We start from the raw sequence: 25,579 nt of genomic DNA on the forward strand, positions 1-25,579 counted from the left end.
AATGAAACATAGAAGTTTATAACTTTTTATAAGTTTTCAGTAACGGATACCAGGGAGGTGAATGCGGTAAATGATGTTTTGAGGGAGTTGCTGGAGATGGTCAGGGTTGTTAAAGATGATGGAAAGGTTACGGTGGCGTATATGAAGAGTTTTGAGATTGAGCAGATGTGGATTAATAAGGGGATTGAACAGGGGATCAGTCAAGGAATCGCCCAAGGGATTGAACAGGGAATTAGCCAAGGAATTAGCCAAGGAATCAGCCAGGGAATTAGCCAGGGAATCACTCAAGGGATTGAACAGGGGCGGAGTGAAGAGAGGGTGAATACGTTGAGGGAGAAGGCGCGTGCGGATCGGCTGGAGAGGGAACTGAGGAAGCTGCGGAGGAGATGATGTTGTTTGGTTTTGGGAGAGTTCCTGGGTGTTTGGGCCTGGGGGCTCTTTTTTTGTGGGATGAATGGAGGGACGAACGGACAGTCTGCCAGCGGGGTGGCTGCAGGGGCTGAGTTTCCTTGTGATGTGCCGGGAGGTGGTGTGGCATCGGCGCTGCGTTGGATGTGTGTGGGGTGAGTTTTTTGCGATTTGTCGTGAGGGGATTGGGGGATAGAGGCTGTTTTGGATAGGGTGTGGTGTTTTTGTGTAATATTTAAATTTATTTTTGGAGTATTTTGGATTATAATTATGGAAAAAGATGGTTGGCCTGATTGGTTGACTGATTGACTGGTTGATTGATATCCGGAGTTTTGGTGACTGTTTTGTGTGACTTGAGAGATGGGCTTCGGATGTGTGTTGATGTGGCTTGAGAGATGGGCTTCGGATGTGTGCTGATGAGGGTTGAGAGATGGGCTTCGGATGTGTGCTGATGAGGGTTGAGAGATGAGCTTCGGATGTGTGCTGATGTGGCTTGAGAGAAGAGCTTCGGATGTATGCTGATGAGGGTTGAGAGAAGAGCTTTGGATGTGTGTTGATGAGGGGTGTGTGATGGGCTTCGGATGTGTGTTGATGTGGCTTGTGTGAGGGCTTCGGAGGTTTGTTGGTTTGGTTTTGAGGGTGGTCTTTTTGAGGGCTGCCTGGGTTTTGGTTTTGGAGGGGAGTGGAGTGTATGTGTGATTATGTGGTTTTGCCGCTTTTGAATTCGTCTTTTGAGCCTGGGAGGGCTCGGGAGGTTGTTGAGGGGTTTGTGGATGTGGATTTGAGGAATATTGCGCGGGCTGAGCTTTTTTATTTTACGGGGCAGGCGGAGGAGTGTTGTGAGATCACGAGGGGGTATCTGTCCAGCAGGGTTATTGAGCTGAAGCTTTCGGCGTGTATTTTGTATGGGTATTCTAATCTGACTCTGGGGAATGTGGCGGCGGCTAAGCGGGGGATGGAGGGAATCCAGTCCTGTGTGAAGATTGCTATGAAGAAGAAGGTTCCTAAGGATGTTTATGCGTCCTGTCTTCTGGCGGGGTATGTGGGGGCGGTTTTGCTTCATCTGCCTACGGATGGGATGCCTGCTTTTGGGGAGTACAGCAGGATGCTTCCTGAGGGGCTGAGGCTTTTTGCCACGTATGTGATGGCGCACCATACTTATCTTAACGGGGAGATATGGAGTGCTTATGGGATGGGGAAGGCTGCTTTGTTTATGGCGGAGAGGTCGTATCCGATCAGTATGACGTATATCCACTGTATGATGGCGGTGTGTGCGATCAACCGAAAGCATAAGCAGGAGGCACAGGAGGAGATGCTCCGGAGCTGGGAGCTGGCGAAGATGGATGGGTTTCTGGAGCCTTTTATTGAGCATCATGAGCTTTTGCGGGGGCTGATCGAGGCCTGTATCCGGAACCGGGATCCGGAGGCGTATCAGCGGATCACGGAGGGTGTGATTTCTTTCAGCAGGGGCTGGATGGCGCTTCATAATCCGGAAAACCGGAGAAAGGTTACGGGGGAGCTGTCGACGATGGAGTTTTCTATTGCCATGCTGGCAAGTGGGGGATGGACCAATAAGGAGATCGGAGAGCATCTGGGGATTTCCATTAATACTGTCAAGCATTACCTTACGGATATCTTTTGCAAGCTGAATGTCAAGAAGCGGGATGAGCTGAAAAAATTCATGTTAAAATAGTGACAGAGGCACTTTTTTTTGAAAAAACGGGCCTTACAAAACAACTGGTAGTGTTGTATAATAAATATCACGAATAGTCAGATTTTATCGGAGAAATCAGGCGAAAAGAACCAGTAAACGAGTAAGTTAAGAAGGAGGAGTTGAAGACTGATTTTCGATAGCATCTGATAATGTCAATATCCTTACCAAAAATGCCTGGTATATTGACACTACAATCACATAAGGGTAAAATACTGAAAAGGTGTAACCTGTTTACTCACCGGCTAAAAACATGAAGCTTTTTTAAGAGAAAGGAATATAAACAGAAGTAAAGTAATAAGAAATACAGTACACGTTAATGCACACATAGGAAAGCGGGAAAGGTATGAAAAAATTAAGGAATAATAAGATCAGAAAACTCCTGGCATTTATGGTGGCTTTGGCGTTGATGGTATCCTGTATGCCGAGTGCATATACGATCTCCGCGAGTGAGGCGTTCGGAGATGGAACGGAGGATATATTTACAGATGGCGAAATTACATCTGAACCAGCGGCCGAAGAATCGACACCGGATGTAAGCAGCGCTGACCAGGAGGAAACGGAACAGGCGCAGCAATCGACGCTTACATATGAAAATGATTCTGTTAAAGTAACAGCAGAGGCACTGGAGGACGGAGCTCTTCCGCAGAATACAGCATTGAAGGCTGACAGCGTAAACGAGAATTCATCCGTATCTTATGATACAGTTTCTCAGAAGCTTTCAGCAGCAGCTACAGACAAGGGCAGCAGCCTGAGAGGTTTTTTTGCGTATGATGTGTATTTTGCTGATGGCGACGGAAACAGAGTCGAGCCGAACGGCAGAGTCAGAGTAACTTTTGAGTACAAGACACCGGCAGCACCGGAGCTTACCGATGCAGCCAGCACGAGTGTAACCGTTGAGAAGCTTCATTATAACAGCAGTACCGGTGATACTGATGTTAACACCTTACAGGCCAACGAGGATCTGAAGGTTCTGAATGTCAACGAGGGCAAACAGATCCAGACACTTCAGGTTGAGACTGGCAACGCAGCTGTTTTTGCCGTTATGTGGGATTCTCCTGAGACAGCAGATGTCGAGGCGGAAGCTGTTTCCGGTAATGAGGACGAGGTGCCTATCGCATCAGAGGAGCTTACGGACGGAATGGATATTTCGGACGAGCCTGAGCAGGATGCAGCTGAGACACCGGCAGCAGAGAATCCGGATGCTGAACCTACCGAAGCGCCGGCAGAGGATCCGGATGTGGTGGAAGAACCGGCAGAGGATATTGCGAGCCCGGAGGAGGTTCCGGCAGCAGATGAGAATGGTGAGACAAGCCTGATCGAGGTTCTGGGAGACGATACGAATCTTCGCGTCAGCCCATCTATCGAGGCAGAGGTTCTGGCAACTGTAAACGCAGGAACACAGTTCACACTTCTGGATACCGTAACAGCAGAGGACGGAGCAACCTGGTACAAGGTTTCCTGGGAAGGAACCGAGGCTTACATAAGAAGTGATATGGCACAGGTTGTTGACAGCAGTGATGAGGCAGAAGAGCCTGAGGATGTTCTGGAAAGCGAAGAAGTTTCTTATTCCCAGGAAGTTGGTAATGTAGTTGTAACTGCAACAGCAGCGAAGGGCGTTATTCCGGAAGGTGCACAGTTTGTTGTGACTCCGATCGAGAAAGGTTCTGACCAGTATGCAGATATCGAGAAACAGCTTCACGAGGGCGCAGAAAATGAGAGTTATACAGTAGCAGGTTTTCTTGCATACGATATTAGTTTTCTGAATGACGATGGAACTAAGATCGAACCGCAGAACGGAAGTGTCAGGGTATCTATAGCCTACAAAGAAGCAGAAATCCCAGAAGATGTAGCTGAAACAGATACAGCACAGGAAAACATGAATGTATCTCTGGTACATTTTGTGGAGGATGCAAATGGTAATGTCACAGAAGTTGTTAATATGAGCAACGATGGACAGGCTGAAGTAAGTACAACCGACAATGGAGAGATTGAAAGTGCAAACTTTGAAACAGAGAGTTTTTCTACTTTCTCAGTTGTATGGTTGGCAGATGATTTCACTTCTGTACAGACAACTAGTAGTTATGGTGTGGAGGAAACTGTTGATAGTGCTAAAAGAGGTATTACTATCAATATGTTTAATTACGATACTGCTGGAATAAATGAAGGTCATTCTTTGAAGTTTAGTAATGGAAGTGATGGAGGAAACGAGGATTATAATAAGTATAGAGGGCCATCTGATCTCTCTCTTGGCATTATGCAAAAGAGATTGGGAGAAGATTCATATCCGATAGTAGATAAGGGTAAAAAAGAGAGTAGTTCGTATTTATTCTCAACGAAGGAAGGTACGGGCAAGGAGTTTTATTCTGATGCAAATTACTTATTTAAACAAGATGCAGATGGTTACTATGAATATGATAGTACTAAAAATTTTGCACAGTTTAATAAAAATACAAAAGAGTTTACTGTATATAAGGTACCAGGAAGTAGTAAAGATCCAATAGACCTACAACAAGGTTCGAAACATGGAAGTTTCTTTCCATTCAATACATTAGGTGATCATAAATACTGGGGTATTCCTCAAATTTCAGAAAAATCTCCAGATTTCCATTTTGGTATGACAATGTCAGCTAAATTCATTCAGCCAAAAGACGGAAAAATTAATGGTAATAATATGGTATTTGAGTTTTCTGGAGATGATGATGTATGGGTTTACATCGATGGCGTTTTGGTGTTGGATATTGGTGGTATTCATAATGAAGTGCTTGGTTCTATTAATTTTGCTGATGGTACAGTTAAAGTTGGTAGTAACATTAATACAAATTTAAAAAAATTATTTAATGATGCAAATATAAAAGGAGATTTTGTTAGCGGAAAGAGTATTTTTAAAGATTACACAGCGCATACAATCAATTTCTATTATCTCGAAAGAGGTAAGGGTGATTCCAACTGTAAGCTTAAGTTCAATCTTCCAACAGTTCCGAAGAAGTCGGTTACGGTTGAAAAACAGTTGAGTAATACGGATAAGGAGAAGTATGCAAATGTAGAGTTTAAATTTCAGTTACTTCTTCAGGATGACAAAGGGGAGTATGTTCCATCAAATACTGCAGGTACTTTAAGCGATGATAGCGAAGTTGAGTTCAATTGTGAAGAAATAAATGGCGTTCCCTACGATAATGTGTTTACGTTGAAACCTGGTCAGAAGGCAATTTTCTCTGGACTTGAGGAAAATAAGAATTATAAGGTTCGAGAACTTGGTGTATCAAAGGACAGATATGATCGGGTTTTAATCAATGGTGAAGAGACAACAAATGAGAATGGAAATGTTATTTCTAAGGAAGCTACAGTTGGCAGTAGACCAGTGGTAGTGGTTACCAATGTACTTGCCAGTGTTGCAGAACTTGATCTCAAAAAAGTCAATAAGGATCAGAAAGCGTTAAGTGGTGCTCAATTTACTCTTGTAAATTCAAAAACCAAAGAATCACAGAGTGCTATATCAGCAGATGGAACAGGACGTGTTAATTTTACAAGGTTAGGACTTGGGACATATACATTAACAGAAGACCTTGCACCTGATGGATATGAAGCATCAAATGAATCTTGGATTGTAAAGGTTACGTTATCTGATGATAAGAAGGCAGTGGCAACTCTTTATAAAGCAGATGGCAAGACAAAGATAGAAAAAGATACAAGTGATTCATTGTATCATATCATGAATTATACACAGCAGGAGATTATTGAATCCAGTATGGATTACAGTAAGACTGCAACTGTAAACGACTGGGATAAGAGAATTTATGACATCAATATTACAGCATCATCCAAAACAACAAGTTCTAGCGTAGTAACAACAGGTGGAATTGCGGATGTAGTAATGGCATTAGATGTTTCTGGCTCCATGAGATATACACAGACAGCGGGAGATACGGAGACAGACTACAGTAAAGTTGGAAGATATAATGAGATTAGAAATTCATTGAATCCAAATAAGATTTATTACTATAATAAGTATTATAAGTATCCAATGATTAATGTAGGTAATAAGTGGATGTATTATTATACTAGTTTGATAGGGAGCTATTGGCAGGAGATTGGGGATTCTGATGATACTAAAATATATCAGTGGCCATCAAGAATAACTGCGTTAAAAGAAGTAGTAAATCAATTTATAAGAAATACGGCTACAAGTTCATCTGAGAGTAATATAGGACTAGCGCCATTTAATACAGCTGTTACAAATGCTACAGAGACATTGTTAAATGTTGATAAAAATAAGGATACTTTGATAAAAAATGTTAGTCAGTTGTCTGTAACAGGCGGAACATCACCAGATACAGCATTAAATAAAGCATTGGAACTCTTGAATAATGCTAAAAATCCTAAATATGTAATCTTGTTTACCGATGGAGAACCAACAGGTCCTAGTGATAAGTGGGATAAGAATTATCAGCAAAAGGCAGAAACTGCCGCTAAGAGCTTAAAGGATAAAGGTATCAAAGTATTTACGGTAGGTTTTGCATTAAGTGAGAGAGGACAAAAATTCCTGGCAGGTGATGAAAAAGATTCGAAAAATTATCCAGGAATTGCATCTGAAGGTTGTGCATTTAATGCGACTAATGCGGAGGATCTTGCTAAAATTTTTGAGAAAATCCAACATACAGTTACTGAGGATACTGCTATTCAGAATGCTACTGTTACAGATGTAATTGATCCGAGATTTGTAATTCTTGACAAAGAGGGAAATGCTATCACAGCGGATCAGTTAAAGGATGGAAAAACAGTCCAAGTTAAAGACGGAACAGTTTATCTTGATGCTAAGGGAAATCAGTGTATTAAATGGGAAAGACAGAGAATTCCTAATAAAAAGGAAAATGAAGCCGGCGATGCTTGTTGGAGTAGATCTATTAAAGTAAAAGCCAAAGATGATTACATCGGTGGCAACAATGTTCCAACCAACGTATCACCGGATTCCAAGATTTCTACAGGATATGGAGACGCGATTTTACCACAGCCAACAGTTAATGTAAAAGCAGATCTGACAGTGGATAATCTTGAGAAGGTTATTTTCTTAGGAGATCCAACACCGACAGCTGATTTACCAGATTCTATGTTGAGTTCTATTTTGCAGAAAAGCAAAAACTATGTCTATAATGAGACGACTAAAGAACTGGAGCCAGTACGGGTAACTAGAGATGATCTTACTTGTAGTTGGGCGAAAGATGAAACATTTGGAAATGATGAACTTACTGATTTGGAGAGTATGGCAGGGGATCATCCAACAGAAGATCCTACTAGATATTATCTGAAAGTAACGTATAATGCTGGTGAACCGACAGAGACAGTTGGCAAAAAGCCAGGTAGTACAGCAAATACAGATGGGCATATTGCTGGTGGAGAGACCCACATAGTAACCGCTATAAATAGCGACACTAAGAATTATCCAGATAAAGAATATGGAGTTTATACAATCCATATTATCAAAGGTCAGATTCAGATTACTAAGAAGCTTGAAGATGTTGCAAAGAAAGATGGAACATTTACCTTTAATATTTATAAAGGTAGTGCAGATGAATCAAATCTTGTAACAATAGTAACTGCGACTGTAAAAGCTGGGAATACCGACGCTAAGTTCACTATGGGGAATAATGAATCCGAAAAAGCCATTGTTGCCGGGTTGGCTCGTGGTGAGTATATTGTGCAGGAAGTAAGCAAGAGTGGTTATCAGTTGTTAAATGCAAGTAATGATTCAAAGGTAACAAATTGTAAATCTGAAGAGAGTGAAGATATCAAATTTACAATTGGTACAGACAACGATAACAAAAATGCATTAGAGGCTGAAGCACTGAACGTTGGAAGTGTTGATTATGCAAATTATGCAGGTCCAGGATGTGTTGGTAAAGTTGATTATACTAACAAAGAAACTGTGGCTAATGTAGATTTTGTAAAAGTTGATGCGGCAGATAATAATATAACGATTAATGGAGCAATGTTTACACTTTATAAAGCGGATGAAAGCTGGACTAAAGGTAAAGAAGTCGAAAGGGTGACATCTAAAAATGGTGGAACATTTGGATTTGAAAAATTGCTTCCAGGTAATTATCTGTTAAATGAAACAAAAGCAGCTACAGGCTATTCGTTAGTAACTGAGCCTTGGAAAATCGTCATTAAAAATAACGGAGAAGTTACAGTTACAAAGAATGACGGAGAACCAGTAATAGCAAAGAATTCTGATAAGAGATATATGATTGAAAACGCAAAGGTATATTCCTTACCAGAATCCGGTGGTCCGGGAACCTATGGATTTACAATCAGTGGTGTAGCGATTCTTGCAACTGCACTCCTGTTGTTTATAAATAATAAACGAAGGGAGGAAGAAGCAAAGAGATCGTAACACATTAATTGTAAATGGCCGATGAAGGGCGAAAAAGAAAAATGCAGAGAAAGAAAGGAGCAAACCTTATGAAAAATTTATTTAAAAAGATTGGTGCATTATTAGTGGCAGCGGTTATGGTACTGTCTATGTGCACAGCGGTATTTGCAGATGGAAATGCTACAATTAAACTTACAGATTTTAATACGGCAGACAGTGTTGAGTGTATGCAGATCATTCAAAAGGATGAGAGCACAACTTCTGGTTGGGCATTTACGAATGGAGCAGGAGCATGCTTCATAGAAGCATTAGGAATGACAGATTCCGCTGATGCACAGCAGGAAGTTATCTGGGGATTAATTAAGTTTCAAGATCCTAATGTTGTTTTACCGACTGGTGTAACAGCAAAACAGGTAACAGCAGCAAATATTGACTTAGCATTAAGTAAAGTTGCAGCACTTACTGGATTCACAAAATTAACAGATAAGACAAAAATTGAAGTAAGTGAAGCTGGTATTTATGCAATTAAAGCAGAAGAGGAAGGCTATACTTATAAAACAGCAACTGCTTATGTAGGATTTGGCGAGCCATATCCAGCGTTATCAGGTACAGAAGTAATTGCTAAAAAATCTTCAACATCTGTAGATAAAACAACAGAAGATGCCGATCATGTAGTAGCAATTGGAGATATTGTAACTTATACAATCGAAGCATACGTACCTTTTATTGATGCAGCAAATACAGAGAACAGAACATTTACAATCACTGATAAAATTACTGGTGCTGATTACTATTTAGCAGGACCAAATGCTGTTAATAGTGTAACAATGGAAGGCAAAGATGGCCAGGTTGGTAAAATCGTAGTAAATGATAAAGGCAATGGATTTACTGTTGATTTAGGTGAATTAGTTGCAGATACAGCTAATCCGAATGCTGGAAAGAAAATTACAGTTACTTATACCGTAAAAGTAAATGAAACAACAGTAGAAAATAAAGCAGGTAGCCATGCAGCAGGTGTAGATTACGGCGGAAATAATGTTCCGGTTAAGTTATTTACTGGAGAATTAGTTCTGATGAAATATGGCGATGGTGATGTGAATAAGGCATTGGAAGGTGCTGAGTTTGTATTGTATAAAGATGGAGAAGAAGTACCGTTAACGTTCGTAAAGGAAGAAAAAACTGGAAAATATAAATATGCTCCAGATACAGAAGGTGCTGATTCAAAACTTGTGACAGATGCAAATGGTTATATTGACGTAGAAGGTTTAGATGTTGGTTCTTATCACTTTGAAGAAACAAAAGCACCACAAGGATATTCTATTAATACAGATGGTAAGACACTTACACTTACTGTAAACGGAAAAGTTGCTACAGCTAAATTGTATAATGAAGGTGGCTTAAATGATACCAAACTCAACTCCCTTCCATCCACAGGTGGCATGGGAACATACCTCTTCACTATCATCGGTGTTGTAGTTATGGCTGGCGCTGCTGGTGCTTTCTTCATCAGCCGCAGAAAAGGATCTGAGGAGTAATCGTTTGATTGCCGGATCGATTCAATTCAAAAATTATTTATAAGCAACGACAAAGCAAGTATTAGAACAGAATAGTTTCTGATTATTCTGTTGAAGAAATCATTACCGCCCGGCCCCTTCGGGGGCCGGAATGGTAATACAACAGTATGGAGAAACCTATGAGAAAGAATAAGAAGAAAAATTATATTGGACTTGGTTTGCTGTTTCTGATAGGGTTGTCCATACTGCTGTATCCAATGGTCAGTGATGCCTGGAACCGGTACAGGGACAGCCTGCTGATCAGTAATTATAGCAGCAGTGTTTCTTCGGATGATAATTCGGAGAAGATTGACAGCATGTGGAAGGCAGCGCAGGAGTATAATGAACAGATCAAGCAGGAAAGTGTGCCGGATGCTTTTTCCGTGAGGGATGGACAGACGGACAGTACATATGAGTCTCTTCTGAACCTGAATGGTGATGGAATGATGGGGTATGTGGAGATTCCTGTGATTGATGTGAGCATTCCAATCTATCATTACACGACAGATGAGTCTCTGGAGAAGGGTGCCGGTCATTTGTTTGGCAGCAGTCTTCCGGTTGGCGGCAAGAGTACCCATTGTATTTTGTCGGCACACAGAGGACTTCCAAGTGCGAAACTTTTTACAGATCTGAATCTTGTGGAAGAGGGAGATGTTTTTTACCTGCATGTGCTGGGTAAGACGCTTGCCTACGAGGTGGATCAGATTCTTACCGTTCTTCCGGAGCAGACAGAGTCTCTGGGTATCACGGATGGGGATGATTATGTAACGCTGGTTACGTGTACGCCTTATGCGGTGAATACGCACAGACTTCTGGTGAGGGGACACAGAGTTCCGATGAAGGCTGCGAAGGCGGTTCAGAAAACAGAGAAGAAGGTTACCGGAATCACCAATCCGACGCTTCCGATGCTTGCTCTCTGTGTTGTGATCGGAATTGTGATCGCGGTGATCCTGGTTGCCGGTATCAATTCTGTTCAGAACAAAAAACGACGCAGGAAATGATTTATGGCTAAAAAGAAAAAAAAGAAAAAGAGTAATGTTGTCCTGAACATTTTTATCGCCCTGGTGTTTCTGGCAGGTGCGGGTGTGTTCCTTTATCCTACGATCAGTGATATGTGGAACCAGTACCGTAACGCACAGCTGGTCAGTAAGTACGAGGAAGCGGTAACAGAGCTTTCGGACAATGACTATGACAGGCTGTGGAAAGAGGCGAAGGAGTATAATGCCGAGCATCCGGTGAATGCCATTGTAGATGCTTTTGAGGAAGAGGATACTTATGAGCTGAGTCATCCTTATGACATGGTTCTGGATCCGAACGGTGATGGTCTGATGGGGAGTATCGAGATCCCGAAGATCAAAGCCAGACTGGCGATCTATCACGGACTGAGCAAAACGGTCCTGGAAAAGGGTGTCGGTCATGTGGAGGGTACCAGCCTTCCGATTGGAGGAAAGAGCACCCATGCGGTTCTGGCGGCGCATCGAGGTCTTCCTAACGCAAAGCTTTTTACAGATCTGGATCAGATGGAAAAGGGAGATATTTTTATCCTGCATATTCTTGGCAAGAATCTGGCCTACAAGGTGGATCAGATCAAGACGGTGCTTCCGAATGAGACCAGTGACCTGGATATTGTTGAGGGTGAGGATCATGTGACACTGGTTACGTGTACGCCTTATGCGGTGAATACACACAGACTTCTTGTTCGTGGTATTCGGACGAAGTATGTGGAGGAAGAAGTTACTAAGAATGACGAAACGATTCCGCAGAAGCTTGCGGTTGTGGATCCGAAGAGGGTTCTTGCCGGCGGTGCGGCAGCGCTTGTTATTCTGATTCTGCTGATTTACCTGATTGTCCGCCGCAAGGATAAAAAACGCAGAATGAAACAGCTTTCAGAAAGGAAAGAGGAGGCAGAGAGCGATGAAAAATAGAAGAAAGCAAGGGAAAATATTCCGGAGCCTTCTGGCTGTTCTGATGCTGACGGCTATGCTGGTCACGAGTGTTTTGCAGCCGGTTTTCGCCGGGGATTATGTAGCTGGAACAATGGGTAATCTGACGTTGACGGTTCAGCAGGAATCGGAGGATGGTACTGCAACGACTCCGCTTCAGGGTGTGAACCTGGCGCTTTATAAGGTCGGAGGTGTTGATACTTCTGATGGTAATGTGCATTTTGTGCTGGATAGTGCACTGGCTTCAACGGGGATCAATTTTGATTCTATTACTACCGCAGATGCCTGGCGTTCTGCAGCAGAGACGCTGGCCGGTGCTGTGACTGGTGTGGAGCTGGAGGTAAAAACTGATTCTTCGGATGAAAATGGAAATATGATTTTCTCGAAGCTTGCTGAGGGGATGTATCTGGTGGTACAGAATGACGTTGACACCAGTGATGTTACGGTTTCACCGATGCTGATCTCCGTTCCTTTTGCAGATCAGGAGCAGGGCTGGATGTACGATGTACAGGCTTATCCGAAGTCTGTAAGTAATCCGCAGAAGCATACACAGATCCAGGTTACGAAGAGGATCTATAATGTTGATGAGAACGACAATGTGATTCCTCTGGAAACGAAGGAGGATGTAACTTATAATGTTGGGCTTTACCTTGATCCGGATGGAAATGCCCCTTACGGAGAAATGCAGAAAATCCATATCCAGAATGCTTCCAGTGGTACAGCTACATGGACGGATGTTCCGGATGGCACCTATTATGTATTTGAGCTGGATGAGGATGGAAATCTTCTTCAGCAGAATACGAAGATCGAGGTGGATGAGGAGAATCTTTACTACTACAATGTAACGAAGCTGAATGGCGAGAGTGAAGAGAAGTCCAATCAGGTTGTGATCGGTGGAGATAGTGGTGCTACTGAGGCAGCGGCTTATGTAAATAACTATTATACAAAGATTTCCGATATATTCAGCCGTAACGGATTTATCAACATTAAGAAGAATGTGATGATCGATGGTGTTGCTTCTACTGTGGATGATACGTTCTATGCAGGTGTGTTCTCCACTGAGAGTAACGGTGAGCTGACGCTTGAGAAGGTAGTGACTCTGAAACAGAATGATAGTGTTCAGGTAATGTTGGATCTTCCAAAGGATCAGGAGATCAACAGTGTTACGTATACTGTTCTGGAGACGGATAAGGATGGAAATCCGGTTGATGATGATACCTTTAAGTATACAGTTACCGGTCAGGGTGAGGTTACACTGAATAATGATAACCGATATACTGTAACAAAGGAGATCACCAACAGTCTTTCTTCCGAGCCGACACCGATTCCGACTGTTACACCTGGAACAAATCATGGTGGAAATGATCGGATCACTCCGATCCCGAATAACGGTACAGCGGGCGGAACTGCTCCGAACGATACCAGCGGTACAGCAAGACGTTCTGTAAAGACCGGCGATGATACACCGATCGGTGTATGGGTTGGAATCCTTGCAGCAGCGATCATTGTTGGCGGTGGTGCAGCTTATGGAGTTAAGAGAAAGAAGAAAAAATAAATAACGGATCATTCTGAAGGATGATCGATGGAAGAACCGGGCGATGTGGATGCCCGGTTCTTTTTTTGGAATATTTATGTATTGGGGATGAAAAAGCAGCGGGTGATATTTTTTATCGAAAATTGCTCTTGACATTTTTGTATGATAAGTATATTGTATGTGTTGCAGTAAATTTCATAAAAGATAGCCTTTTATTCAGAGTGGTGGAGATACAAAGGATCTATGAAGCCACGGCAACCCCGGAGAATCCAGGAAGGTGCCAACCTGAGCGAGCAATCGAACAATAAGAGGATTGTTTACAGAACTTAAACAGTCCGGATTGTACGGGCTGTTTTTTATGTATATAACCATTGTTTTATTACAAAAGGAGAAGATCATGGAGAAAATTTTATTTACATCTGAATCTGTAACTGAGGGTCATCCTGACAAGGTCTGCGACTCTATTTCCGATGCGATCCTTGATGCTATGATGGCACAGGATCCGATGAGCCGTGTTGCCTGCGAGACTGCTACTACAACAGGTCTTGTACTTGTTATGGGCGAGATCACAACCAAGGCTAATGTTGATATCCAGAAGATCGTTCGCGATACTATCCGTGAGATCGGATATGACAATGCGGATTATGGCTTTGATGCGGATACCTGTGCGGTTATCACATCACTTGACAAGCAGTCCACAGATATCGCTATGGGTGTTGACAAGGCTCTTGAGCAGAAAGAGGACGATATGAATGAGGACGAGCTGGATTCCATCGGTGCCGGTGACCAGGGTCTTCAGTTTGGTTATGCTTCCAATGAGACTGAGGAGTATATGCCATATGCCATCAATATGGCTCACAAGCTTGCTCAGCAGCTGACAAAGGTTCGTAAGGACGGCACTCTGAAATATTTAAGACCGGATGGAAAGACTCAGGTTACTGTTGAGTATGATGAGGCCGGCAAGCCGAAGAGAATCGATGCTGTTGTATGCTCTACACAGCATGATCCGGATGTTACTCAGGAGCAGATCCATGAGGATATTAAGAAGTATGTTTTTGATGCGATCATTCCGGCTGATATGGTTGATGCGGATACGAAGTATTTCATCAATCCGACAGGTCGTTTTGTTATCGGCGGACCTCACGGTGACAGTGGTCTGACAGGTCGTAAGATCATCGTTGATACCTACGGCGGAACAGGACGTCACGGCGGCGGTGCTTTCTCCGGTAAGGACTGCACAAAGGTTGACCGTTCTGCTGCTTATGCTGCACGTTATGTTGCAAAGAACATTGTTGCAGCCGGTCTTGCTGACAAGTGTGAGATCCAGCTTTCCTATGCGATCGGTGTTGCGCATCCGACTTCTGTCAGTGTGAATACCTTCGGAACAGGTAAGCTTTCTGAGACTAAGCTTGTTGAGATCGTTCGTGAGAATTTTGATCTTCGTCCGGCTGGTATCATCAAGATGCTTGACCTTCGCCGTCCGATCTACAAGCAGACTGCTGCTTATGGTCATTTCGGCCGTACAGATGTTGATCTTCCATGGGAGCATCTGGACAAGGTTGAGACTCTGAAGAAGTATCTTTGCAACAGCTACGAATAATCGTTTCAGAAGAATAAAGAGTGAAGCCCCCGGTAGTGCCAGTACCGGGGGCTTCTTGCATGGTGAGATGGGGTTTTTTATAGAAAATTTAGAGATAGGGAATATAGTTTATGTTATAATACGTGTATGTGAATGTGTGAATTTATAAAGGACGGAGATACAGATGAAGTTAAAAACACGTATTATTGTAGGCTTCGTTGCAATCATCCTGCTGCCGCTGCTTCTTTTTTCCGCAAGTCTGTACGGGTTCAGCCAGACGCAGGCGAAGCATGTGCAGGAGAGCAGCAGCCAGGCTTCGGATTCCAGCCAGATGGTCTATGATATTTCGCTGCCGCAGTCTTCCAGCAGCCAGGTGAAGCTGATGGCTAAGGATATGATCCTGACCGCAACGATCATCCTTGTTTTTACCGCATTGTCCGTAGGGCTGTGGATCTATCGGAGCATTGCGGTTCCGCTGGTGAAGCTTAAGAAGGCTACCAAGAACATCAAGGAGGGGAATCTGGATTTTGTGCTGGAGGTTGAGGGGAATGATGAATTTTCCCAGCTTTGCCAGGATTTTGAGGAGATGCGTAAGCGTCTGAAGGAGTCCACGGAAGAGAAGATCCTGATGGATAAGGAGAATAAGGAGCTGATCAGCAATATTTCCCATGACCTGAAGACGCCGATCACTGCGGTGAAGGGTTATGTGGAGGGGATCATGGATGGTGTGGCGGATACGCCGGAGAAGATGGACCGGTATGTGCGTACCATTTATAATAAGACCAATGAGATGGATCATCTGATCAATGAGCTGACCTTTTATTCCAAGATCGATACCAACCGTATTCCGTATACGTTCAGCAAGTTGAATGTGGAGGATTATTTTTCGGATTGTGCGGAGGAGCTTGGGCTTGAGATGGAGACCAGGGGGATCGAGCTTGTGTATGCCAATTATGTGGAGAAGGGTGTGCAGGTTATTGCGGATGGTGAGCAGATCCGCCGTGTGATCCATAATATCGTGAGTAATGCCATTAAGTATATGGAGAAGCCAAGGGGGATCATCCAGCTTCGTGTGAAGGATGTGGGTGATTTTATCCAGGTGGAGATCGAGGATAACGGCAAGGGTATTGCCGCCAAGGATCTGCCGTATATTTTTGACCGTTTTTACCGTACCGATGTTTCCAGAAATTCTTCCAAGGGAGGAAGCGGTATCGGACTTTCCATCGTAAAGAAGATCATGGAGGATCATGGTGGAAAGGTCTGGGCTACAAGCCGGCTGGGGATTGGAACGATCATGTATTTTGTTCTCAGAAAATATCAGGAGGTACCGATGAATGAGTAGGATTTTGATCATAGAGGATGAGGAAGCGATCGCGGATCTGGAGAAGGATTACCTGGAGCTTTCGGGTTTTGAGGTGGAGATCGAGAACCGTGGTGATACGGGGCTTGTACGTGCCATGAAGGAGGAGTTTGATCTGATCATCCTGGATCTGATGCTTCCGGAGGTGGATGGCTTCGATATCTGCCGGCAGGTCCGTGAGGAGAAGAATACGCCGATCATTATGGTTTCTGCCAAGAAGGATGATATCGATAAGATTCGCGGACTGGGTCTTGGTGCGGATGATTATATGACCAAGCCGTTCAGCCCAAGTGAGCTGGTTGCACGTGTGAAGGCGCATATGGAGCGTTATAACCGGCTGGTTGGTTCCAATGTGCATAAGAATGATGTGATCGAGATCCGTGGTATTAAGATCGATAAGACGGCCAGGCGTGTGTGGGTCAATGGTGAGGAGACGACGTTTACTACCAAGGAGTTTGATCTTCTGACTTTTCTGGCTGAGAATCCGAACAGGGTTTTTACCAAGGAGGAGCTTTTCCGGGAGATCTGGGATATGGAGTCTGTGGGTGATATCGCTACGGTTACGGTGCATATCAAGAAGATCCGTGAGAAGATCGAGTTTAATACGGCCAAGCCTCAGTATATTGAGACGATCTGGGGTGTGGGGTACCGGTTTAAGGTGTGAGTCTGTGGGGAAGGCTTCGGATGGAGCTGCTGCAGGTGTATGAGTGCAGATCGGAATGATGGTGTATGATCTGCCGGGTGCTTTTGAGAGGAGTGGAGATATGCCGCTGTTGAGGGAAAGAATTTATACGATAGAGGATATTTATGCTTTGCCGGAGGGTGAAAGAGCGGAACTGATCGATGGACATATTTATTATATGGCGCCGCCGAATACGATGCATCAGAGGATTTCAAGTATTTTGTCCAGAAAAATAGGTAACTATATAGATTCTAACAAGGGCAAATGTGAGGTGTTTGCCGCACCGTTTGCGGTGTATCTGGATGAGAAGACGAATACTTATGTGGAACCGGATGTTTCTGTTATCTGTGATCCGGATAAGCTGGATGACAGGGGATGTAAGGGGGCTCCGGACTGGATCATCGAGATCGTTTCTCCGGCGAGCAGGCGTATGGATTATTATACCAAGCTGTTTAAATACAGGACTGCCGGTGTGAGAGAGTACTGGATCGTGGATCCTGTGAAGAAGCTGGTAATGGTGTATGATTTTGAAAATGAGGATACGGAGCAGTATACATTTCAGGATTCGATCAAGGTGGGAATCTATGAGGAGCTGAGGATCGATTTTGCTGAGATGTGATAAAAATGGAGGGGAATATCGTCTGGTGATAGCCCCTCCTTGTTTTTAGGATGAAAAGGACGAACTATGGAAGACAGATTATACAAGAAACTGGAAGCGTACGGTAAGAGTGATTTTTATCCGTTTCATATGCCGGGGCATAAGAGGAATCCGCTGGCTGTGGAGGGGGATTTTCCGGTGGAGATGGATATTACGGAGATTGACGGGTTTGATAACCTGCATCATGCTGAGGATATTTTGAAAAGGGCGCAGGAGGATGTTGCACGGCTTTATGGTGTGCCGGAGAGTTTTTACAGTATTAATGGAAGCTCCGGGGCGATCCTGGCGGCGGTGTCTGCGGCTGTGGATAAGGGGGGACAGATCCTGGTGGCAAGGAACTGCCATAAGGCGGTTTACCATGCAATTTATCTGCGGGAGCTGAGTGTCACGTATATTTATCCACATGAGGATCCGAAATTGGGGATAAACGGAGGGATTTCACCTGGCCGTGTGGAAATGTATCTGGCGGAAAATCCGGAGATCCAGGCGGTGCTGATCACTTCGCCGACTTATGACGGGATCGTGTCGGATGTGGCGAGGATCGCGGAGATCGCGCATCGCTATGGTGTGCCGCTGATCGTGGATGAGGCTCACGGGGCGCATTTTCGGTTTTCGGATTATTTTCCGGTGTCTGCGGCGCAGCTTGGTGCGGATGTGGTGATCAACAGTGTGCATAAGACGCTGCCCTGTCTGACCCAGACGGGGGTGATCCACCTGTGCAGTGATCGTGTGAGCCGGGAAAAACTGAAGCGTTTTCTGGGAATCTATCAGAGCAGCAGTCCTTCTTATATTCTTATGAGCAGCATTGATGCGTGCATGGATAAGCTGGAGCGTGAGGGGGATGAGATGTTCCGTGTGTTTACGGAGAATCTGGAAAAAGCACGCAGGCGTCTTTCCGAGTGTAAGTATATCCGGCTGGTAACGCCGCAGGCCTGTGAGTGCCAGAGAGTTTTTGATTTTGACAGATCCAAGATATTGCTTTCTACTGTGGACAGTTCGCTGAACGGCCGGGAGCTGCATCAGATCCTCCGGAGGGAGTTTCATCTGGAAATGGAGATGGAGGCGGAGAATTATGTGCTGGCGCTGGCGGCTGTGGGTGATACGGCGGAGGGTTTTGAGCGGCTTTGTGATGCTATTGAAGAAATTGACCGCCGTGAATCGTTAAAATACAGAGAAGAGGCTGTGGAGAAGGAGCCTTTGAAAAACGGAAAAATGAAGCAGATCATGCGGATCTCCCAGGCTATGGATGCGGAGAGTGAACGGTGTCCGCTGGATGAGTGTATCGGACGTACGTCCGGGGAGTTTGCGTATCTTTATCCGCCGGGAATCCCGCTGATCGTTCCGGGGGAACAGATTTCTGGACATTTCGTGAAAAATGTGAGAAGATACCTGGAACAGGGCTTTGAGGTCCAGGGTCTGAGCGACCAGACCAGTGAGACGGTGTGTGTTGTGAGAAATGAGATGTAACAGAGGAGACATATGGGAAAGATTTTTTACATTATGGGAAAAAGCTCTTCCGGTAAGGACAGTATTTACAGACAGCTGGAGGGGAACCAGGAGCTGGGGCTTAAGCGGCTTGTGATCTATACTACCCGTCCGATCCGGGATGGAGAGGAGAACGGAAGAGAATATTTTTTTGCAGATGAGAATAAACTGAAGGAGTTCCGAAGAAACGGGAAGCTGATCGAGGCGCGTACTTATCAGACAGTTTACGGGCCGTGGACATATTTTACTGCGGATGACGGGCAGGTGTCTGTGGGTAATGACAGCTATCTGGGGATCGGTACACTGGAGTCTTTTGTGAGGCTCCGGGAGTATTACGGCAATGAAGTGATGTGGCCGGTTTATATAGAGGTGGAAGACGGAGAGCGTCTGGAGCGTGCGCTTGCCAGGGAGAAGACCCAGGAGGTGCCGAAGTACGAGGAGATGTGCAGGCGTTTTCTTGCAGACCAGAATGATTTTTCTGAGGAAAATATTCTTAAAGCAGGTATATGGAAGCGTTTTGAGAATCATAATCTGGATGAATGTGTGAAGGAGATCGTAAATTATATAAAATCTGTACAATAAGGAAAAATAGTTTTTTTTATACAGAAGATTATGTTATAATTAGTTGAAAGATGTCCGCCGGGTATAACGGAGGGCACAAAAGGCAGAAAGAGGTGATTCTTATGGCAGGATTTCATGACATCATCGGCCATGACGATATAATCAGGCATTTGAAGAATGCGATAGAGACAGGGAAGGTATCCCACTCTTATATTTTTACAGGGGAACCGGGATCCGGCAAGAAGCTTCTTGCGGGGACTTTTGCGGCAGCGCTGCAGTGTGAATCGGGAGAGTCTGAACCGTGTATGACTTGTGATTCCTGTAAGAAGGTGATCGGCAAGAATCATCCGGATATCATTACAGTAACTCATGAGAAGCCTGGAAGCATCAGCATTGACGAGGTGCGTGATCAGGTTGTGCGTGATGTGGATATCAAGCCGTACTGCAGTCCGTATAAGATCTATATCATTCCGGATGCGGAGATGATGACGGTGCAGGCGCAGAATGCCATTTTGAAAACTATCGAGGAACCGCCGGAATATGCGGTGATCATGCTGCTGACAAGCAATATCGACAGTCTTCTTCCTACGATCCGTTCCAGATGTGTGCGTCTGGATCTGAAGGTGGTGGATGACAGTCTTGTGAAGGAATATCTGATGGAGCATCTTCAGGTGCCGGATTATCAGGCTGAGATCGATGCGTCTTATGCGCAGGGCAGTATCGGCAAGGCGAAGGAGGCTGCGACTTCTCAGGAGTTTGCAGATATGACTGCCAATGCCCTGAAGATTTTGAAATATGCCAATTCCATGGAGGTTTATGAGCTGACAGAGGCGATCAAGACTTTGACTGCTGATAAGAATAATATCAATGATTATCTGGATATTTTCCAGTTCTGGTTCCGCGATGTTCTGATGTTTAAGGCAACAAGGGAAATTGACAACCTGGTTTTTAAACAGGAGATTAATTTTATCAGAGAGCAGGCCAGCGAGCGTTCTTATGAGAATATCGAAAAAATCCTTGAGGCACTGGAGAAGACGAAGGTGCGTCTCCGTGCCAATGTTAATCTCGAACTTGCCTTGGAGCTCCTGTTCCTGACAATTAGGGAGAAATAGAATGGAAAAGGTAGTTGGAGTCAGATTTCGTAACGTTGGTAAGATTTATTATTTTAATCCTAAGAATTATAAGGTGAAGGTCGGCGATCATGTGATCGTGGAGACTGCCCGTGGTGTGGAGTATGGCCGTGTTGTCCTGGAGCCGCGCAGCGTGAAGGAGGACGAGGTGGTCCATCCGCTGAAGGAGGTTCTCCGTGTTGCAACGAAGGAGGACGAGGATCATGAGGCTGAGAACCGCCAGAAGGAGAAAGAGGCTTTTAAGATCTGTAAGAAGAAGATCCGTGAGCATGGGCTTGATATGAAGCTGATCGATGCGGAGTATACCTTTGATAATAACAAGGTGCTGTTTTATTTTACAGCGGATGGCCGTATTGATTTCCGGCAGCTGGTTAAGGATCTGGCGTCTGTGTTTAAGACCAGGATCGAGCTTCGTCAGATCGGTGTCCGTGATGAGACGAAGATCCTTGGCGGTATTGGTATCTGTGGAAGGACGCTTTGCTGTCATACGTATCTTTCGGAGTTTGCGCCGGTTTCCATCAAGATGGCGAAGGAGCAGAATCTTTCTCTGAACCAGACGAAGATTTCTGGTGTCTGTGGTCGTCTGATGTGCTGTCTGAAGAATGAGCAGGAGACTTATGAGGAGCTGAACCGGAATCTTCCGGGTATCGGTGATATGGTAACGACGCCGCAGGGTGTTTCGGGTACGGTCCAGAGTGTGAATGTTCTCAGGCAGATGGTTAAGATCGTGGTTGAGGTGAATGACGAGAAGGAGATCCAGGAGTTTCCGGTCCGTGATCTGAGGTTCCGCCCTAAGAGAAAAAAGGGTAAGGGTGGTTCTGCTGACCACGAGGAGAAAGAGGTTAAAAAGGGAGATTCGAAGCCGAATGAGAAGTGATCTGGTTTATTGCGGTGAGCGTGTGGATGATCTTCAGAATGGGTTGTTTGTGATCCAGGATCCGAAGAAGTTTTGCTTTGGGATGGATGCGGTTCTGTTGTCTGGCTTTGCCCGGGTGAAGAGGGGTGAGGTTGCGCTGGATATGGGGACCGGTACGGGGATCATTCCGATCTTGCTTTCTGATCGTACGGATGGGGAGCATTTCACGGGGCTGGAGATCCAGCATGAGTGTGCGGAGATGGCTGACCGTAGTGTGAGGTATAATGGTCTTGAGGACAGGGTTCGGATCGTTGAGGGTGATATCAGGGAGGCTGCCGGGATTTTTGGGGCGGCTTCTTTTGATGTGGTGACGTGTAATCCGCCGTATATGATCGGGCAGCATGGGTTGACGAATCCGCATCTTCCGAAGGCGATCGCGAGGCATGAGATTTTGTGTTCGTTTGATGATGTGGCTTGTCAGGCTGCCCGGGTCCTGAAGGACCGGGGGCGGTTTTTTCTGGTGCACAGGCCGTTTCGGCTGGTGGAGCTGATGGCGACTTTGACGAAGTATAAGCTGGAGCCTAAGAGGATGCAGCTGGTGTATCCTTTTATTGATAAGGAGCCGAATATGGTGTTGATCGAGGCTTGTAAGGGCGGGAATTCCAGGATCCGGGTTGAGCGGCCGCTGGTGGTTTATGAGCGGCCTGGGGTTTATACGGAGGATGTTTTGGAGTTGTATCGGATGGTGTGAATGTTGTGATATTGTGGCTTAGGGTGGCTGCCTGGTTGGTTGTTTGGTTGTGAGAGATTGGGAGGCTACTCGGGAGGTTTTGGGCCATCGGCGCTGCGCTGGATGGCTGGGAGGTAGTGGTGGCTGTGGTACTTCGGTTGGTGAAGGGACGGCGAGGGGAGGCAGGCTGAGATTCAAAGCGAGAGATCGCAACGCATAGTGCGCTGAGTATCGAAGAATACAGACATCTTGCCGAAAGTGAACCACAGAGAAAGTGAAGAAATAAAACAACATCGGCACAGCGTGGCGCGCTGAGTACCGAAGAATACAGGCATCTTGCCGGAAGTGAATCACAGAGAAAGTGAAGAAATAAAACAACATCGGCACAGCGTAGTGCGCTGAATACCGAAGCATACAGACACAAGTCAACAAATAAGAACAACGAATCCCTTGCACTACTTAAAAAAAGCCCAAGGGGTGTGCAGAGGGGGCGCGGCTTTGCGGCCCCTTTGCGGTTTTCAAAGTTCCCAAACTTAAACAAACCCCCGCGGTCAAGCGGAATATCCCCCGCGGTTAAGCGGAATATCCCCCCGCGGTTAAGCAAAACAACTCCCCCACGGCCAAGTGGAAAACAACTCCCCGCGGTCAAGCGAGAAAAGAGGCAAATATGAAACAAAACGGAAAACTATACTTATGCGCCACCCCCATAGGAAACCTCGAAGACATCACCCTTCGAGTACTAAGAACCCTTCGGGAAGTGGACTTAATCGCTGCGGAGGATACCCGCAACAGCATAAAACTTCTGAATCATTTTGATATAAAAACCCCCATGACCAGCTACCACGAATACAATAAGATCGATAAGGGCCATGTCCTCGTGGAAAAGCTGCTGGCGGGTACAAACATTGCGTTGATCACAGATGCAGGTACTCCGGGTATCTCAGACCCCGGGGAGGAGCTTGCCGCCATGTGTTATGAAGCCGGAATTGAAGTGACTTCACTTCCGGGTCCTGCTGCCTGTATCACTGCTCTGACTTTGTCAGGCCTGCATACCAGGCGTTTTGCTTTCGAGGCTTTTCTTCCGGCGGATAAGAAAGAACGAAAAACGATCCTGGAGGAGCTTTCCTGTGAAACCAGGACTATTATTCTGTATGAGGCACCTCACAGGCTTGTACGGACTCTTGGTGAGCTCAGAGAGGCGCTTGGCAACCGCCGGATGACTCTTTGCAGAGAGCTGACCAAGAAGCATGAGACGGCATTCCGGACTACGATCGATGATCTGATGGATTTTTATAAAGATGAGAAGCCGCTGGGTGAGTGTGTTCTTGTGATCGAGGGCAGGAGCCGCAGTGAGATGGAGGCGGAGAAGCGTGCTTCCTGGGAGGAGATTTCCATTGCGGAGCATGTGGCGATGTATGAGCAGCAGGGGAATTCCAGGAAGGATGCCATGAAGCTTGCTGCCAAGGATCGTGGTGTTTCCAAGCGGGATATTTATAAGGCGCTTCTGGATGGAGAAGATTCTGCTGAATGATCAGGTGTAATTGTGGTACGGATCGTAGGTAACGTGATCGTGGATGATTGAATAAGCTGCATACTGTGACCAAGGATTTTTGGGAACGTATGTGGCTTTTTTTTGTGGTAATAAAAAGTACTGTGCGGATTTTGTCGAAATGATTTGCTTGCAGTATAGACCATATTGTGGTAAGCTGATCTTATCAAAAATAAAAAGCAGTTCCGGGATTCTATGGAAATGCTGTAAAAGCATATTTTCTAAAAATAATCTTATTTTTCTATTACATTTCATATATCAGGCAGATTGCCTGTCATCTCAGAAAATTCATGCTTTTTTCCATTTTTCAGCAGGAGTTTTCAGATGAGGCTCCTTGAGATCAAAACAGAGGAGTCGTGTATGATCGTAAACAATAACAGAACAAACAGCTCTAACCTGCGGCAGTGGCATCCTGCATTTTTTGCTGATATCCAGATAGAACTGGAGGCAGAAAGGGAGAATCTGATTTTTGAGAATGAGCATCAGCTTGGGACGAAACCAATGGAGATCGATGCGCTTGTGATCAAAAAGAAATCAGATATCCCCATTAATAAAAACATAGGAAGGATCTTCCGAAAATATAATATCATTGAATATAAGAGTCCGACGGATTATATAAGCATCAATGATTTTTATAAGGTGTGTGGATATGCCTTTTTTTATAAAGCAGATACGGTAACTGAGGATGAAATCCCAATTGAGGAGATTACAATCTCTTTGGTAAGTAGGGCATATCCCCGGAAGATGCTCCGTCATTTGAGGGAGTTTTGGAAATGCCGGGTAAAAAAGATGGAAGAAGGAATTTATTACGTAACAGGATCTAAGATCCCAATCCAGGTCATTGTAACAGAGCAGTTGTCAAAGAAGAAAAATCTGTGGCTGAGAAGTCTGACTGATAGAATAAAAGATAAGGAAGATATGAAACGACTTCTCAATGAATACAGAGAAAAGCAGAAAAATCCTTTGTACGAATCAGTTATGCAGATGATCGTAAGGGCTAATGAAGAAAAATTCAGGGAGGCGGATTGTATGTGTGAAGCATTAAATCGGATCATACAGGATCAGATCGAGGAAAAGATAAGAAAAAGTTTACAGGCTGGCTATGATGAAGGGTATGGAATTGGAATGCAGGATGGAATAAAGGATGGAATGCAGCGGGGAATGCAACAGGGAATGCAGCAGGGAATGCAGCAGGGAATGCAGCGGGGAGAACATAGTATTAACAGTTTGATCCTCTGCCTTGCTGAGCTGGGGAGGACGTCTGATATTATAAGATCGGCATCAGATCCGGAATACCAGAAGAAATTGTTAAAGGAATTTGGGCTTTTGCCGGAGTAGCTGAATATTCCATATGTTTTAAGAGCATATTGTGCTATGTTTTGGGATTGCATTTAATAAGATACTTTTTTGACTGTATTTCCTATGATTTTGCGTGGAAATACAGGCTTTTTTGTGCTATAATAAACTCTG

Annotated in this window: 18 protein-coding genes and 1 riboswitch; all 18 genes read left to right on the forward strand. The window is 44.8% G+C overall.

Annotated elements, in window-relative coordinates:
* The first annotated feature begins 57 nt into the window (after window positions 1–57).
* The 18 genes from DW694_RS15370 (at window position 58) to DW694_RS15455 (ending at window position 25,447) form a co-directional block, all read left to right on the forward strand.
* On the forward strand, window positions 58–390 hold the full coding sequence (locus tag DW694_RS15370; RefSeq protein WP_147420739.1) for a hypothetical protein: 333 nt from the start codon (window positions 58–60) through the stop codon (window positions 388–390).
* A 709-nt stretch (window positions 391–1,099) separates the two neighbouring features.
* Window positions 1,100–2,101, forward strand: a complete 1,002-nt coding sequence (locus DW694_RS15375; RefSeq protein WP_118753285.1) for a helix-turn-helix transcriptional regulator — start codon at window positions 1,100–1,102, stop codon at window positions 2,099–2,101.
* A gap of 364 nt (window positions 2,102–2,465) precedes the next feature.
* Window positions 2,466–8,510 (forward strand): SpaA isopeptide-forming pilin-related protein, encoded by a 6,045-nt coding sequence (locus DW694_RS15380; protein WP_118753286.1) that lies wholly within the window; start codon window positions 2,466–2,468, stop codon window positions 8,508–8,510.
* A gap of 68 nt (window positions 8,511–8,578) precedes the next feature.
* Window positions 8,579–10,024, forward strand: coding sequence for a SpaH/EbpB family LPXTG-anchored major pilin (locus DW694_RS15385; RefSeq protein WP_182465509.1), 1,446 nt, complete (start codon window positions 8,579–8,581; stop codon window positions 10,022–10,024).
* A gap of 158 nt (window positions 10,025–10,182) precedes the next feature.
* Entirely contained in the window at window positions 10,183–11,043 is an 861-nt protein-coding gene (locus DW694_RS15390; RefSeq protein ID WP_227752307.1) for a class C sortase, read from the forward strand.
* Between the two features lie 3 nt (window positions 11,044–11,046).
* Entirely contained in the window at window positions 11,047–11,967 is a 921-nt protein-coding gene (locus DW694_RS15395) for a class C sortase (RefSeq protein ID WP_118753288.1), read from the forward strand.
* A complete protein-coding gene (locus DW694_RS15400) occupies window positions 11,957–13,540 on the forward strand; it encodes a pilin N-terminal domain-containing protein (protein ID WP_118753289.1) in 1,584 nt (527 codons plus the stop codon). The genes DW694_RS15395 and DW694_RS15400 overlap by 11 nt, the downstream gene beginning before the upstream one ends.
* 188 nt (window positions 13,541–13,728) lie before the next feature.
* A riboswitch (SAM riboswitch) is annotated at window positions 13,729–13,830 on the forward strand.
* Window positions 13,831–13,916: 86 nt separating this feature from the next.
* The gene (gene metK / locus DW694_RS15405) at window positions 13,917–15,119 is read left to right on the forward strand and encodes a methionine adenosyltransferase (RefSeq protein WP_022427323.1); all 1,203 of its coding nucleotides are present in this window, start codon (window positions 13,917–13,919) and stop codon (window positions 15,117–15,119) included.
* A 163-nt stretch (window positions 15,120–15,282) separates the two neighbouring features.
* On the forward strand, window positions 15,283–16,440 hold the full coding sequence (locus DW694_RS15410) for a HAMP domain-containing sensor histidine kinase (RefSeq protein ID WP_059086499.1): 1,158 nt from the start codon (window positions 15,283–15,285) through the stop codon (window positions 16,438–16,440).
* A complete protein-coding gene (locus DW694_RS15415) occupies window positions 16,433–17,122 on the forward strand; it encodes a response regulator transcription factor (RefSeq protein ID WP_015526575.1) in 690 nt (229 codons plus the stop codon). The genes DW694_RS15410 and DW694_RS15415 overlap by 8 nt, the downstream gene beginning before the upstream one ends.
* 100 nt (window positions 17,123–17,222) lie before the next feature.
* Window positions 17,223–17,759 (forward strand): Uma2 family endonuclease, encoded by a 537-nt coding sequence (locus DW694_RS15420; RefSeq protein ID WP_022426158.1) that lies wholly within the window; start codon window positions 17,223–17,225, stop codon window positions 17,757–17,759.
* Between the two features lie 66 nt (window positions 17,760–17,825).
* On the forward strand, window positions 17,826–19,265 hold the full coding sequence (locus DW694_RS15425) for an aminotransferase class V-fold PLP-dependent enzyme (RefSeq protein ID WP_118753290.1): 1,440 nt from the start codon (window positions 17,826–17,828) through the stop codon (window positions 19,263–19,265).
* Between the two features lie 12 nt (window positions 19,266–19,277).
* Complete coding sequence (locus DW694_RS15430) at window positions 19,278–19,865, forward strand: guanylate kinase (RefSeq protein ID WP_092072411.1); 588 nt, start codon at window positions 19,278–19,280, stop codon at window positions 19,863–19,865.
* A gap of 101 nt (window positions 19,866–19,966) precedes the next feature.
* Window positions 19,967–20,956, forward strand: coding sequence for a DNA polymerase III subunit delta' (gene holB, locus DW694_RS15435; RefSeq protein ID WP_015526578.1), 990 nt, complete (start codon window positions 19,967–19,969; stop codon window positions 20,954–20,956).
* A 1-nt stretch (window position 20,957) separates the two neighbouring features.
* Window positions 20,958–21,851 carry a stage 0 sporulation family protein gene (locus DW694_RS15440; protein WP_021651243.1) on the forward strand — a complete coding sequence of 298 codons (894 nt, stop codon included), beginning with the start codon at window positions 20,958–20,960 and terminating at the stop codon, window positions 21,849–21,851.
* Entirely contained in the window at window positions 21,841–22,581 is a 741-nt protein-coding gene (locus DW694_RS15445) for a tRNA1(Val) (adenine(37)-N6)-methyltransferase (RefSeq protein ID WP_059086497.1), read from the forward strand. The genes DW694_RS15440 and DW694_RS15445 overlap by 11 nt, the downstream gene beginning before the upstream one ends.
* Window positions 22,582–23,227: 646 nt before the next feature.
* Complete coding sequence (rsmI, locus tag DW694_RS15450) at window positions 23,228–24,091, forward strand: 16S rRNA (cytidine(1402)-2'-O)-methyltransferase (protein ID WP_092072414.1); 864 nt, start codon at window positions 23,228–23,230, stop codon at window positions 24,089–24,091.
* A 378-nt stretch (window positions 24,092–24,469) separates the two neighbouring features.
* Window positions 24,470–25,447 (forward strand): 3-isopropylmalate dehydrogenase, encoded by a 978-nt coding sequence (locus tag DW694_RS15455; protein ID WP_110104099.1) that lies wholly within the window; start codon window positions 24,470–24,472, stop codon window positions 25,445–25,447.
* Window positions 25,448–25,579 lie beyond the last annotated feature (132 nt).

The sequence above is a fragment of the Ruminococcus sp. AM26-12LB genome (genome assembly GCF_003480785.1).
Classification (GTDB): domain Bacteria; phylum Bacillota; class Clostridia; order Lachnospirales; family Lachnospiraceae; genus Blautia_A; species Blautia_A fusiformis.